General features: G+C 46.0%; 10 protein-coding genes. All 10 read left to right on the top strand.

Features of this window, described 5'->3' with window-relative positions:
* Positions 1-17 precede the first annotated feature (17 nt).
* The 10 genes from fliF (at position 18) to ACFOEK_RS02470 (ending at position 14,673) form a co-directional block, all read left to right on the top strand.
* Positions 18-1,823: a flagellar basal-body MS-ring/collar protein FliF gene (fliF, locus tag ACFOEK_RS02515; RefSeq protein WP_386715697.1), complete on the top strand. Its 1,806-nt coding sequence runs from the start codon at positions 18-20 to the stop codon at positions 1,821-1,823.
* Positions 1,816-2,832 (top strand): flagellar motor switch protein FliG, encoded by a 1,017-nt coding sequence (fliG, locus tag ACFOEK_RS02510; protein ID WP_386715694.1) that lies wholly within the window; start codon positions 1,816-1,818, stop codon positions 2,830-2,832. The genes fliF and fliG overlap by 8 nt, the downstream gene beginning before the upstream one ends.
* Before the next feature lie 328 nt (positions 2,833-3,160).
* On the top strand, positions 3,161-5,500 hold the full coding sequence (locus tag ACFOEK_RS02505) for a flagellar assembly protein FliH (RefSeq protein ID WP_386715691.1): 2,340 nt from the start codon (positions 3,161-3,163) through the stop codon (positions 5,498-5,500).
* A gap of 21 nt (positions 5,501-5,521) precedes the next feature.
* Positions 5,522-6,949: a flagellar protein export ATPase FliI gene (fliI, locus tag ACFOEK_RS02500; protein ID WP_386715688.1), complete on the top strand. Its 1,428-nt coding sequence runs from the start codon at positions 5,522-5,524 to the stop codon at positions 6,947-6,949.
* A gap of 28 nt (positions 6,950-6,977) precedes the next feature.
* On the top strand, positions 6,978-7,427 hold the full coding sequence (fliJ, locus tag ACFOEK_RS02495) for a flagellar export protein FliJ (protein ID WP_386715685.1): 450 nt from the start codon (positions 6,978-6,980) through the stop codon (positions 7,425-7,427).
* A gap of 148 nt (positions 7,428-7,575) precedes the next feature.
* Positions 7,576-7,854, top strand: coding sequence for an STAS domain-containing protein (locus ACFOEK_RS02490; protein ID WP_386715682.1), 279 nt, complete (start codon positions 7,576-7,578; stop codon positions 7,852-7,854).
* A gap of 121 nt (positions 7,855-7,975) precedes the next feature.
* Complete coding sequence (locus tag ACFOEK_RS02485) at positions 7,976-8,338, top strand: response regulator (RefSeq protein WP_386715679.1); 363 nt, start codon at positions 7,976-7,978, stop codon at positions 8,336-8,338.
* 30 nt (positions 8,339-8,368) lie between these two features.
* Positions 8,369-10,582: a chemotaxis protein CheA gene (locus ACFOEK_RS02480; protein WP_386715676.1), complete on the top strand. Its 2,214-nt coding sequence runs from the start codon at positions 8,369-8,371 to the stop codon at positions 10,580-10,582.
* Between the two features lie 13 nt (positions 10,583-10,595).
* Positions 10,596-11,153 (top strand): chemotaxis protein CheW, encoded by a 558-nt coding sequence (locus ACFOEK_RS02475; RefSeq protein ID WP_386715673.1) that lies wholly within the window; start codon positions 10,596-10,598, stop codon positions 11,151-11,153.
* Between the two features lie 337 nt (positions 11,154-11,490).
* The gene (locus tag ACFOEK_RS02470) at positions 11,491-14,673 is read left to right on the top strand and encodes a methyl-accepting chemotaxis protein (RefSeq protein WP_386715670.1); all 3,183 of its coding nucleotides are present in this window, start codon (positions 11,491-11,493) and stop codon (positions 14,671-14,673) included.
* Positions 14,674-14,738 lie beyond the last annotated feature (65 nt).

Raw genomic sequence — 14,738 nt, 5'->3', positions numbered from 1 at the left:
AATAAAGGTATCAGAGAATGGCAACGGTATCAGCAGATGCAACCACTGGCGGACTTCCGGCAGAAACAGGGTCCACTGAAGTCGCTCCCGCTAGAAACACGGAACTCCAGCGCAGTTCGCAACAGCCAACAGGTGGTTTGCATGACCCTGGCTTGTCTGAGCTTGAGTCGATAGACGCACCTCCAGCCAAACCTATGCATCCCTTAGTGGCTGGGTTTGAGCGCTTGGGCGTAATGCGTCAGGCAGGGCTGATTATTGGTCTGGCGGCAAGTATCGCGATGGCCGTTGCTGTTGTTATGTGGACTCAGGAAGAGACCTTTAAGCCATTGATCAATGACTTCGGCCGTTATGACACGGATGAAGTTATGGAAATTCTTGATCAGGCTGCCATTAACTATCATGTTGACCCGAATACCGGAATGCTCATGGTTAAGAGCGAACAGTTTGCTCAGGCTCGCTTAAAGTTAGCGGCGCAGGGAATTACTGAAACGCAAGCTATGGGTTATGAATTGCTTGATAAAGAGCAGGCACTGGGCACCAGTCAGTTCATGGAAACGACAAAATATCGTCGTAGTCTGGAGGGTGAGCTGGCTAGAACCATTACCAGCATGAATCAGGTCAAAAGTGCGCGTGTTCACTTAGCCATTCCCAAGCGTTCGGTGTTTGTTCGTGATGCCAGAAAACCGACAGCTTCGGTATTCCTTGAGTTGTACGCTGGCCGTGCTCTGACGACAGAACAGTCTACCGCTATTGTGAATATGGTGGCGTCCAGTATTCCCGAAATGAAACCAAAAGATGTCACGGTTGTGGATCAGAAAGGTCGTCTGTTGTCGCTTCAGGATGAAAACTCAGATTTAGCAATCGCTTCGAAACAATTTGACTACACTCGGAAACTTGAAGATACGTTAACGCGCCGAATTTACAGTATTCTAGAACCTATTGTGGGTGGCGAGAACTTCAAGGCGGAAGTGTCTGCCGATGTTGACTTCACCACACGAGAGCAAACGGAAGAACAGTACAACCCTGACTTGCCAGCGTTACGTTCAGAACAGGTTTTGGATGAGAAGAAAGTAGGTGGTATCGAAGGGGGGATTCCTGGGGCGTTATCGAATCAACCACCAGGCGAAGTGAGTGTACCTGAGATTGCGGGTAATGGTGAGGAAGGTCAGGCACAGGCGCCAACTAATACTCGTAAGCAGGCAACGCGTAACTATGAACTGGATCGTGTGATCAGCTATACCAATCATGAATTAGGTAAGGTTCGTCGATTAAGTGTGGCGGTTGCAGTAAACGACATTCTTCTGCCTGATCCTGATACCGGTGATCTGAAACGTACGGCCTGGACGCAGGAAGAAGTCGATCGATTGACTATATTAATTAAAGATGCGGTAGGTTATCAGGCGGCTCGTGGTGACAGTGTGACTGTGATTAACAGCCCATTCCTTCCTGATGATCAGGCGGCATTAGAAGAGCAGCCGTTTTATGCTCAGCAGTGGTTCTGGGACAGCTTTATCAAACCGGCGCTTGCGTTCTTGTTTGTTCTTCTGATTGTCTTCGGTGTGATCAAGCCTACGCTGAGAAACTTAAGTGGCAGAGACGAAGACAGTACGGTTGATGATGAGTTGGATGCAGATTTGGCTGCTCTGGAAGCATCAAGTGAAGATATGGGAGATGATCTGGTGTCCTTGACCGGTGGTGATTCACTATTACCAGGCCCTTCCGAAGGTTTCGAACGACAACTCAATGCTTTGAAGGCGCTTATTGCTGAAGATCCTCAGCGAGTGGCTCAAGCAGTAAAAGGCTGGATTAACGACGATGACTGATGATCAATTACCTGATGTTTCAGGCATGCCAAAAATTGAACGCGCGGCAATCTTGATGATGACTTTGGGTGAGTCGGATGCTGCGGAAATCCTCAAGCACATGGGGCCAAAAGAAGTACAGGCGATTGGTAGCGCCATGTCTAAAATACCAACGGTTAAGCGCAATGTCGTGGAAGCTGTGGTTCAAAGTTTTATTGATGATGTAGGCATGCATACCGGCTTAGGCATCGGTTCTGACGACTACATTAAGAGTATGTTGACTCAGGCGTTGGGTGAAGAGAAAGCCAATGGTTTGATCGACCGTATTTTAATGGGTGGTAACACCAAAGGTCTGGATACCCTTAAGTGGATGGATGGTCGTTCGGTACACGACATCATCAAATACGAACACCCTCAGATTCAGGCGATCGTAATTGCGTATCTGGACCCGGATCAGTCGGCGGAAGTATTAGGCTTGTTTGATGAGAAACAACGTTTGGACATCATTTTGCGTGTGTCTGCGTTGGAAGCGGTTCAGCCAAGTGCCTTGCAAGAGTTGAACTCAATTCTGGAGAAACAGTTCTCTGGTACTGCAGGTGGTCAGACTGCTTCTATGGGTGGTGTGAAGTGCTCTGCGAATATTATGAACATGATGGACAGCTCAATCGAAGCCGATCTTATGGATGCCATTAAAGAAGTGGATGAAGAGCTTGGTAATCAGATTGAAGACCTTATGTTTGTATTCGATAACCTGGTGGATGTGGATGACCGTGGTATTCAGGCGCTGCTTCGCGAAATTCAGTCGGATTCACTGATTATTGCTCTGAAAGGCGCGGACGACTCTGTGAGAGACAAATTCCTCAAGAATATGTCCAAACGTGCTGGCGAATTGCTTATGGATGATCTGGAAGCGAAAGGTCCGGTTCGTGTCAGTGAGGTTGAAACGGCACAGCGTGAGATTCTGGCAACGGCTCGTCAGATGGCAGAAGCTGGTGAGATTGTATTGGGCGGTGCTGAAGATATGGTGTAATTCCTCTTCAAACCAGCTACAAACAACGTGGATAAGAATAGGTCAGAAGTCGATTCAATAGAGTGGGTTTCTGGCCTTTTCTTTTGGCTAAACTAAAGAATATGGGCGTGCCATAAAATTGGCAGTAAAACCTGTCACGATCTTTGCATTTGATAAGGTGTTGATACGAGTTAAGTCAATTTTCAGTGGTTTCGGGTTGAGTGGTTTTGAGTTCGTTCTACTGAATTCGTGAAAGAGTTAATTGGCTGCATTAATTATCGACAGAATCACTTAGCCATAGTGTTTATTAGTAGGTTCAGTAGTAGTCAGCAGTAATAAAAGGTGCTCTATGTCCAATAAAAACAATGTAGGTCGAATCCCCGAGACGGGTGCTATGACAGCGTATGAACGCTGGGAATTACCGTCTTTGGATGATAAGGATGAAGCCGCTAATGAAATTGAGATAGAGCCAGTCACTGCTGAAGAAGTGGAAGGTATTCGACAAGAAGCCTATCAGGATGGGCTTACCCAAGGCCAGGAAAAAGGCTATCAGGAAGGCTTGGCAAAAGGTCAGAAAGAGGGTCATGCCCAAGGCCTTAAATTAGGTGAAGACGAAGGTACTAAGCAAGGGTATGACAAAGGTCTGAAGCAAGGCTTGGCGGAAGGTCAGAAAGACATCGCTGCTGAGGTCAAAAATCTGGCAGACTTGATGACTCGATTTGATCAACCTCTGGCAGATTTAAACAGCCAAGTTCAAGAATCCCTGTTAAACGTCATTACTGCTGTCAGCCGCACGGTCATTCATCGTGAGCTCCAAACGGATTCTTCTCAGGTTACCGAGTTGTTGAAGCAAGGTCTGGATCAAATGGAATCCTCTCGGGAACAAATCGAGGTGACGGTTAATCCGGTCGATTTGATTCATGTCGAAAATGCTGCGGAAGAAGCGGGCGCGACATGGAAGATAGTGGGGGATGATTCTATCTTACCGGGGGGCTTGAAACTCAAGAGCGGCCCGTCTCTTGTTGATTTGACATCTGAACATCGATTCCAACAAGCCATTCTTAATTTGTTAGGTCGTACCGATTGGGCGATTGATTTGGCGGCAGACAAAGCCAGCGACACTCAAAAGACCCTGTCATCTCTAGCGGAAGGCTATGACCTTCCAGACGACTCTCAATTTCCAGACGACTCTCAATTTCCAGACGACTCTCAATTTCCAGACGACTCTCAATCTCCAGACAGCTCTCAATCTCAGCAAGCACCGGAACAAGCGATGCCTGAAATGGTTGATCACGAGAGTGATGATAATGAAAGTGCTGATAATGAAAACACAGAGCAAGGCGCACTTAATCCGGATGAAACTGAGCAGCCAAGCGAACAGCTGTTGGAAGAAAGCGATACGTCACTTGATGAGACTGACGCAGCGGCGTCTTCTGATTCTGTGGACGAGCGGGTAGAAGAGCCTGTTGATGTGTCAGTAGAAGAACCAGTGTCTGACATATCAGAAACGCCTCAAGACTTGGAGAACCATTCAGAAGAGCAGAGTGCTGAATCATCATCTGCTGAGACTTTGGCGGATACTGAAGCAGCTGAGTCTTCTGATCATGAACAAGCATCGGCACAACAAGAAGACGTGCAGGATGAAACTGCGGTTGAAGAAAATACCTCTGAGTTTACCGCCTTTGAAGAAACGGTTGTAAACGAAACTGACCCTCAAGCGCCGCAAGAATCTCTGGATGAAACGACTCCGATTTCCGAAGAGCCGATGCTTGGAGCGTCCGATGACGAAGAACTGGGTAATGGCTCGTTACCAGAATTGGAATCAGAGGGTATTGAAAAAGCCGACGATTCTGAGGTATTTGATTTTGATGCGGCTTCCCAAGATGAACACACTACGGTTTATCCTGAAAATCAGAAAGTCTCGGATTTAATGGCTCAGGAAGATTTCTCTGAGCAAGATGTAGAAGATATTAATCAAACGGCACCTCAAGAATTACCAGATCTTGATAACTCCAACGGTGCAATGAGTGACCCGTCGAGTCAGCAAAGCGCAGCGGCTCCTGATTCAGACCATCCTGAGGTTAAATCCATGATGCAACCGACATCACAAGGAAATGGCTTTGAAGCGTTTGCATGGCAAACGCCTCAAGCACAACAAGCCCAAGCTCATGCACAGGCGATGAATCAACAAGCGCAACAGGCTCAAATGCAAGCGCAAGCAGCGACGGCTCAGGCTCAACATGCCCAGATGCAGGCACAGCAAGCTCAGGCTCAGGCGCAAGCTATGAATCAGCAGGCGCAAGCTCAGATGCAGTATCAACCTCAGTACGCTCCGCAGCAGGGAATGCCTCAACAAGGAATGGGGCAACCTGGAATGCCAATGCAGGGCTATCCTCAGCAACCTATGCAGCACATGCAACCGTCGATGCAGACTCCGATGCAGGGAGGTATGATGCCAATGCCACAGAACATGCAGCAAGGCATGCAACCGGGAATGGCGCCTGGCCAATGGGGAAGTTATCAAGGTATGCCTGTACAGCCAGTACCATTGATTCCGGCTCAGCAAGGGAACTTTAGTGCTTTTAGTTATTCAGCTCCGAGTTATTTTAACCAGAATCCGCAGGCTCAGAACCAAGGGATGGCTCAATCTCAGAACGGTTTCGTGTCTTATCCGTACCCAGTTATTTAATTAAGGATGGCTGACAGTCTTATGACGGATATTCTTACTTTTCTGCAAGACGCTAAAGGACGGGTGGCTGAAACTGAGGTTGCAGCTACCGAAGGCCGTTTGATTCGAATGGTGGGTATGACCATTGAAGCCGCAGGATGTACCGCGACGGTGGGTGATCATTGTGTCGTTGTTTCCGGTGGTGGAAAACATGTGGAAGCCGAAGTGGTTGGGTTTGCGGAAGGCCGCCTGTTTCTCATGCCAACAGAATCTACTGTGGGCTTAAAGCCGGGTGATAAGGTGATTCCGTTACCAGGACAAAGCAAAATTCCTGTGGGATTCGGTTTGCTAGGCCGCGTTTTGAACGGTGTGGGCCAACCGCTTGATGGCAAGGGTGCGCTTGATTCAAGTGACGAAGTTCCATTAGTTGGGGACATCATTAACCCGCTGGCACGTCGCCCAATCCGAGAGCCACTTGACGTTGGAATTCGTGCGATTAATTCACTATTAACCGTAGGAAAAGGTCAACGTATTGGTTTGTTTGCCGGTTCTGGTGTGGGTAAAAGTGTCTTGCTTGGCATGATGACCAAACATACCAAAGCCGACATTACTGTGGTGGGTTTGATCGGGGAACGGGGACGAGAAGTAAAAGAGTTTATTGATGATATTCTAGGTGAAGAAGGTTTAGCTCGCTCAGTTGTGGTTGCGTCCCCAGCCGATGATTCACCATTGATGCGTCTGCGTGCAGCCATGCTCACCACGGCCATTGCTGAGTTTTACCGTGATCAAGGGAAAGACGTGTTACTACTGATGGATTCGTTGACCCGTTACGCGCAGGCACAACGTGAAATTGCCTTATCAGTGGGTGAACCACCCGCAACCAAAGGATATCCACCCAGTGTGTTTGCAAAGATTCCTCAATTAGTGGAGCGTGCCGGTAATGGTGATGAAACTGGTGGTTCGATTACCGCTTTTTACACCGTATTGACGGAAGGGGATGATCAACAAGACCCAATTGCTGATGCCTCACGGGCGATTCTCGATGGGCACGTGGTATTGTCCCGGAGTTTAGCGGAAGAAGGCCATTATCCGGCGATTGATGTGGAAGCATCGATCAGTCGTGCCATGCCTCAGATCGTTGCAGACACTCATCTAAAATCAGCACAAGGTTTCAAACAAATTTACTCCAGATATCAGCAGAATCGAGACCTTATTACCATTGGTGCCTATGCCCCAGGGAGTGATCCTGAAACGGATCTGTCTATTAAGCTTCATCCTGCCATGAAAGCTTTCTTGCAGCAGAGTATGAGAGAAGCACATCCATTGGAAGAAAGCATTAAAGGGTTAGGGCAATTCAGTGCAGTAGCCGCAGCCCAAAACAATGCCAATGCTCAACAGTCCAACGGGCCAAGACTTGAAGGTGCAGCAGCTCAGTCTGTCCAGACACCGCCAGCGGCTCAGACCAGATAGTTTTTTGAAGTGTTGAGAGTAACCGTCAATGAGTAAAGCCGATCGCTTACAGCTGGTTTTGGATCTTGAAAAAAAGAAGAAGGATCAGGCCGCCAAACTATTGGCTGAGGCCATTGGCAATCTCCAAAAAGCTCAGAGCTCGATGAGCCAGCTTAAAGATTATCGAACGGATTATCTCAATGAAGCCCAGGAGATCGGTAAGCAAGGTGTCAGTGCTTCAGATTTCAGAAATCGTCAGCTATTGGCCGATCGAATCCTCGGGGCCATCGAACATCAAGAACAGTCTATTAATCTCTACGAACGCCAGCTAGAACAGGTGCGTAAGCACTATGAAAAGATCTATGCGCGTGTTCGCTCCATTGAATTGTTGATCGAAAAATCACTTGCGGAAGAAGAACGAAAGCAAGGGGTTCGAGAACAAAAGATGCTGGATGAGTTCTCTCAAGCTCAGCATTTTCGCAAGAAGCAAGTCATTTAATAAAGATATTGGTTTGCGCGCCGATAGCTCCCTTCAGATATCGCTTACTTTGATTTACCGATTTTGCCGTTGTATCTACCTAGAAAACCAAAGATTTACGACTAGACTAATCAAGGCTGTATGATTTTTTCCAAAAGGAGCAGGTTCAATGTCTGATGTTTGCCAAATTGATGCGGGTGAGAAACTTCATATTTCTGTCGTTGAAAGCCTACATGAACAGTTGGAAGGTGCGTTATCAAACCATCAGTCAGTGGAAATAGATGTCTCTAAAGTTGCTCAAACCGATACAGCCAGCCTTCAACTATTGTATGCGTTCACAGTTGCTACTCAGAGTGCAGGTTTGAAGGTGACATTTATCAATCCGACAGAGTCAGTCATTTCAGGGGTTAAGCTATTGGGTTTAAGTGAAATTCTTGGAATTCATTGAGTTATATAAGGATTTAGTAGGTCGGACTGTATAAGCATTGTTTTGATAGCGAATTGGATGAATATTGAATTCAGATAATAAGTGCAACGTGCAATGACACGAATTAAAAGGAGCTGGATAAATGCCGAAAATTTTAGCTGTAGATGATTCTGCCTCGATGCGACAAATGGTGACCTTTACTCTAAAAGGCGCCGGATTTGAGGTTGAAGAAGCGGCAGATGGGCAACAAGCGTTAAACATAGCCAAACAAAGTGACTTCGATTTGGTTTTGTCTGACGTAAATATGCCTGTTATGGACGGTATTCAATTAGTAAGGGAACTTAGAACCCTGGCTGAGTATAAGTTTACGCCTATTTTGATGTTGACCACTGAGTCGGCAGGTGACAAAAAAATGGAAGGTAAACAAGCTGGGGCGACAGGTTGGATTGTGAAACCTTTTAACCCAGATCAGTTACTTAATACCATCAAAAAAGTGCTGGGGTAAAAGAGAGTTTCCTGTTGAACGGAGGGAAGGATGAGCATAGATCTCAGTCAGTTTCATCAGGTGTTCTTTGAAGAGAGCTTTGAAGGGCTGGATTCCATGGAAGAGGGGCTGCTGGATTTAAACCCCGATGATTTTGACGTGGAAACTATTAATACCATCTTTCGTGCAGCGCACTCGATTAAGGGGGGCTCGGGTACCTTTGGCTTTCAGGTCGTCGCAGATTTTACCCATGTGGTCGAGACCTTATTGGATGAGATTCGTGCCGGTTCCCGAAATCTGGAAGCTAATCACGTTGATCTGCTATTACGCTCCGTCGATTGCTTGCGAGAAATTATGCAGGCTTTGCAGCAGGGGGATGAACCCGAAGTCACTCAGGCAACGGAATTAAAAACAGAATTCGAAGCTGTTCTGTCTGGAGAGTCATCAGCTGGTGACTCGAGTGTAGAAACGCCTGTTATTTCTGCAAGCGATGCTTCAGATTCGACCGATTCTGAGTCGAATAATCAAGGCCATTGGGCCATTTATTTCAAACCGGATGCTGATGTCTTACGAACAGGTAATGAACCTGTTCGTATGTTCCGAGAGCTTGAGTGCCTAGGAACATTAACCTCCCAAGTGGTGGTGTGTGATGTTCCTGAATTTACTCAAATTGATCCAGAATCTTGTTATTTAGCTTGGAATTTGAGGCTTGAGGGCGGTAAACGGGAAGACATTGATGAGGTTTTTGAATGGGTAATCGATGAATCCGAGTTATCCATACGCTGGGTTGATGGCGTGGCTTCAGAGGTTGCTGAAAGCCCGTCTGCGGGTGAGCCGCTGTCGGTGGTAGCCGAAGTTGCTGCTTCAGACACAACACATTCAGAAACAGTCGCCTCAGAAATTTCAACAGCCAAAGTAGATTCTGCTGATCCATCACCTGTAGCTGAAACGGCGCTCGCCGATGCTGTAGAAGCTCCATCTACTACAGATGCTCCATCAGCCATGGATGATAAGGCTGCAGCTAAGCCTGCAGCGAAGAAGACGGCATCAAAATCTGCGGCAGAAACTACATCCATTCGTGTCGGTATTGATAAAATCGATAGCCTGATCAACATGGTGGGCGAGTTGGTGATTACTCAGTCCATGTTGGGGCAGCTAGGCGCCAACTTTGATATGGATAAGCTGGTTCGTTTGCAAGAAGGTTTGGCGCAACTTGAGCACAATACCCGTGAGCTACAAGAAAGCGTCATGCGAATTCGGATGCTTCCAATCAGCTTTACCTTCAGCCGTTTCCCACGGCTGGTTCGAGATCTCAGTAAGGCAATGAATAAGAAGATTGACCTTGTTCTGTTGGGTGAGAACACCGAGCTTGATAAGACCGTGATGGAGAAGATCGGTGATCCTATGGTTCACCTAGTGAGAAATTCACTGGATCACGGCATTGAAACTCCCGAGCAACGTGTGGCGGCAGGTAAGCCTGAAACCGGTACGATTACTCTTAATGCTTTTCATCAGGGTGGAAACATCGTTATTCAAATTATTGACGATGGCAAAGGTCTTGATGTTGATCGTATTCGGAACAAAGCCATTGAACGTGGATTGGTGTCCGAAAGTGATCGTCTCTCCGATGAACAAATCCATGAATTAATCTTCCATCCGGGATTCTCAACCGCTGATGTGATTTCTGATATCAGTGGCCGTGGTGTTGGCATGGATGTAGTTCGGCGTAACATTCAAGAACTCAATGGCTCGGTGGAAGTGGAATCAGTGTCAGGACAAGGTTCGACCTTTACCATTCGTCTTCCACTGACATTGGCAATTCTTGATGGACAATTAGTTCGTGTGGGTCAGGAAGTCTTTATTTTACCGCTGGTCTCTATCATTGAGTCTTTGCAGGTAGATATGGGCATGATCAATAACGTAGGTGGCAAAAAAGAGGTACTTCGCTTACGGGATGAATATGTTCCAATCGTTAAGCTACACGAGCTATTAAAAGTCGAGCCTGATAACCGTGAATTAGAAAACGGACTTTTGGTGGTGGTGGAAGCCGACAACTCAAAAGTCGGTCTGTTTGTGGATGATTTACTGGCGCAACAGCAAGTGGTGATCAAAAGCCTGGAACAAAACTATCAGAAAGTTGAAGGCATTTCGGGCGCCACGATTTTAGGTGATGGCAAGGTGGCTTTAATCGTTGATATTTCAGGTGTCTTGAAAATGACAGGACAGAATAAAGGGCGATTAGGCAGCGATCACCAAGCAGCTTGAAAGGAAAAAAGTTATGAGTGAGCAAGCCGTAAGTACTGTTACTGAGCCTCCTGTCTCAGGTGAACCTGAGAATGTATTAGGGTCTCCTGATGCGGCAACAGACCAGTATTTGACCTTCATTATGGCCGAAGAGGAATATGGGGTCGATATCCTAAGTGTTCAGGAAATTCGGGGGTGGGATGATGCAACCCCGATTCCTAACAGTCCGGATTTTGTTAAAGGCGTCATTAATCTTCGAGGCACCATTGTACCTATTATCGATTTACGTCTGCGTTTTGGGTTAGAACAAGCCGAGTATGGCCCTATGACGGTTGTAATCGTACTGAAGGTGGCTGGTGAACGAGGGAATAAAGTGATCGGGATTGTTGTCGATGCAGTCTCGGATGTGTATTCGTTGGGTGTTGAGGAAATGCGTCATCCGCCAGATATGGGTGATGAAGTTAATACTACGTTCATTAAGGGCTTGGTTGATGTGAAAGGCAAAATGGTGATTTTGTTGAATATCGATGTGTTATTGAATCTGAAAGAAATACCAGACGCTGAAACACTCAAAAAAATCATACACGAATAAATTTGCTGAATTATTAAACGACTAATGAAAACACAGATTTGGCCGATTAATAAACGAACTCGACTTGAGTTTTGAGATAAGGGAATGATCTAACTTAATTGTCCCTTCGTGGTACTCGACTGCAGGTAAATAACTCTCAATAAAAAAGAGAAACCAGGGTTCATTGGAAGATTAGTTTGATAGGGGATCAAAATGGACGTCGCAACATCCAGTATTCAAGAGTCTCGAACGACTTCGTCCTTCTCATGCCCAATCTTAGGCAACGCTGTAGTGAGTTCTGTTGTTACAGCGAGTCTGTTTCTAAATTCTTCAGTCTTGGTATCTTAAGGAGAAGATAATGAATTGGGTAAAGGCAAGTCTCAACAGGCAAATTATTTCAGTTCTCGTTATATCTATGGTGGTGTTGGCCATTCTAATTATGGCTTCCGAAAACTATCTGGCCAGTCAGTCTCAGTATTACAGCGCAAAAATTGAGAGCGAGTTTCAAAACGCCAAACGCGTGGCCGATCTTCAGAATGAATTTAAGGTTCAAGTTCAAGAGTGGAAAAATGTCTTAATTCGAGGTGGGAACCCATCTGATCTTGAAAAGTATTGGGATCGTTTTAAGTCTGCTGAAGGTAATGTTCGTAAGAAAGTTATTAATATCCAAGAAAAGGATACTGAGAACACCTATGGTCGAGCATTAAAGCAGTTCTCTCAGGCTCATGAGAATATGGGGGTGGCCTATCGCACAGGGTACCGCAAATTTGTTTCGTCTGGTTTTGATGTTTCCCAAGCCGATAATGCTGTTCGAGGTATAGATCGCCAACCATCAGAGTTAATTAGTGAGCTATTACAGAGTTCAGATAAGCACATTGCTGAGCTAATTGAAGAACAAAAAAGCGCCATGATTCAAGTGGAGCTGTTCTCGTTTGTTCTGATTACTTTGTTCATGATTCTGATTACGCTCGCCATCATATTTATCGTGAATAGAATTATCGTTAGTCCTATATCCCGATTGGTCTCTGAGGTGCAGCTTTTTGGAGAAGGCGGAGATGCTGATTTTTCGTGTGTTCGTGATGATGAAGTTGGCTTGCTGAGCAAAACTCTTGATTCAATGAAAACGGCTCGGGAAGAGCGTCAACGTGAAATTCAGCGACAGGCAAGTGTGAACGAAGGTATTAAAATGGCATTGGATAAGTGCCAAGCTAACGTTATGTTTGCTAATACGGACTTGGAGATCACATACGTTAATGAGTCAGTTGTCGACATGCTGACACAAAGAGAATCACAATTACGAACTGTATTGCCAAACTTGAGTGTGGCTAACATAGTCGGTTCGAATGTTAGTGACCTTCATGAAAATCCTGATCAGCAACGATCAAATTTAAATAACCTGAATTCCCCTTTCGATACTCGTTTGAAAATAGCTGGACTGACATTCGATGTAACCTCAACCCCTGTTATCAGTTCAGAAGGTACTCGTCTGGGCATCGTAGTTGAGTGGAATGATATTACTGACTTCCTTGCTCAAGAGGAGAGAGAAAGAGCAATTGCAAGAGAGAATGCCGGTATTAAGATGGCCTTGGACAAGTGTCAAGCCAATGTCATGTTTGCTAATACTGATTTAGAGATCACTTATCTCAATGATTCAGTAAAGGGCATGCTATCAGGGCGTGAAGATGACTTGCGTTCGGTGCTTCCGAATTTTAGTGTGGACGATTTAATGGGTACTTGCGTTGATGATTTTCATAAGAAACCGGCGCATCAACGGGGCTTACTTGCTGATCTTAAGGAACCGTATAACACGCGTCTGAAATTGGCTGGCCTGACCTTTGACTTGATTGCTTCTCCTGTGATTGATGATGACGGGACACGTTTAGGCACTGTGGTTGAGTGGAATGATATTACTGAATCTCTGGCTAAGAGAGAGCGCGAAGAAGCTGTTGCTCAGGAAAATTTACGTGTTAGACAAGCGCTAGATTCGGTTTCTGCAAACACCATGGTGGCGGATGGCGATGGTAATATCGTTTATGCGAATGATGCTGTTCTCGGTATGTTGAAGAATGCAGAGGACGACGTGCGAAAAGCCTTGCCTAATTTCTCTGTTGATACGGTTTTGGGTAGCAATTTTGATGGTTTTCATGCAAACCCGGCTCATCAACGTAATCTGTTGGGCGGTCTCAAAAATACCTACAAAACTCAAATTGAAGTTGCAGGTCGTACGTTCTCTTTGATTGCTAACCCGATATTCAATGACGATGACACACGTATAGGGACTGTTGTTGAGTGGAACGATCGCACCGAAGAGGTGAAAGCCGAAGGTGAGATCAGAAACTTAATTAATGCAGCGGCCAATGGAGATCTTGCTATTCGCTTGGAAACAGACGGCAAAGAGGGCTTCTTCCGTGTCATCAGTGAAGGTCTGAATGAGCTGGTCTCTATTGCTGAAGGTGTGATTAACGATGTTGCACGTGTATTGGATGCGATGTCTCACGGTAATTTGACGGAAGTTATCGATAAAGACTACCAAGGTATTTATGACAAACTGAAACGAGATGCGAATCAGACCACCGAAAAATTGTCGGAAATAATTGGTCAGATACGTCAATCATCCGTCAACGTCTCTTCTGCAGCGGATGAGATTGCTCAGGGTAATGCAGATCTCAGTCAGCGTACCGAAGAACAGGCGTCCTCACTTGAAGAAACTGCGTCAAGTATGGAGGAAATGACCAGTGCTGTTAAACAATCCGCAGACAATGCGATGGAAGCAAGTCGATTGGCGGATGATGCTCGGATCAAAGCACAGGAAGGTGGTGATGTTGTTAGTAACGCTGTCAGTGCCATGGAGGAAATCAACGTAGCCAGTAAAAAGATCTCAGACATCATTGGTGTCATTGATGAGATTGCCTTCCAAACCAACCTGTTGGCTTTGAATGCAGCGGTAGAAGCTGCGCGAGCAGGTGAGCAAGGTCGTGGTTTTGCGGTTGTGGCAGGTGAGGTTCGTAATCTGGCTCAACGTTCAGCTGGGGCAGCAAAAGAAATTAAAGATTTGATTAGAGACAGTGTTTCTAAGGTGGAAGATGGTACGGCCTTGGTGAATGAGTCGGGTAATACGCTATCAGAAATCGTCAGTGCGGTTGATCGAGTTACTGCTATGGTGTCTGATATTTCCAGTGCCGCTCAAGAGCAAACGTCCGGTATTGATCAAGTGAATAACGCAGTCAATCAGATGGATGAAATGACTCAGCAAAATGCAGCCTTGGTAGAAGAAGCCTCTGCGGCCGCTGAGGCGATGGCTGAACAATCTCGTAAAATGTCTAATCTTGTTGGCTTCTTTAACTTGCTTGAAGAGTCACAGATGGGAACTGTCATGGTGGCACCGTCTGTTCAAAAACAAATCTCTGCGCCAATACAACAAACTGCACCAGTTCAAAAAGCAATGTCAGTCAGTACTCAACCTTCAAGAAAAGTAAATGGTGGCGGTTCACCAGAGGGAATTGCTGTAACCAGTGATGACGATCAATGGGATGAGTTTTGATTAAAACCTGTGTTTGGTGAACCAGGGTTGACTGTATCTTATATAGGCCCTCGTTTGAGGGCTTT

Source organism: Litoribrevibacter euphylliae, assembly GCF_042646085.1.
Taxonomy (GTDB): domain Bacteria; phylum Pseudomonadota; class Gammaproteobacteria; order Pseudomonadales; family Litoribrevibacteraceae; genus Litoribrevibacter; species Litoribrevibacter euphylliae.
This window is presented reverse-complemented; position numbering and strand designations above follow the sequence as displayed.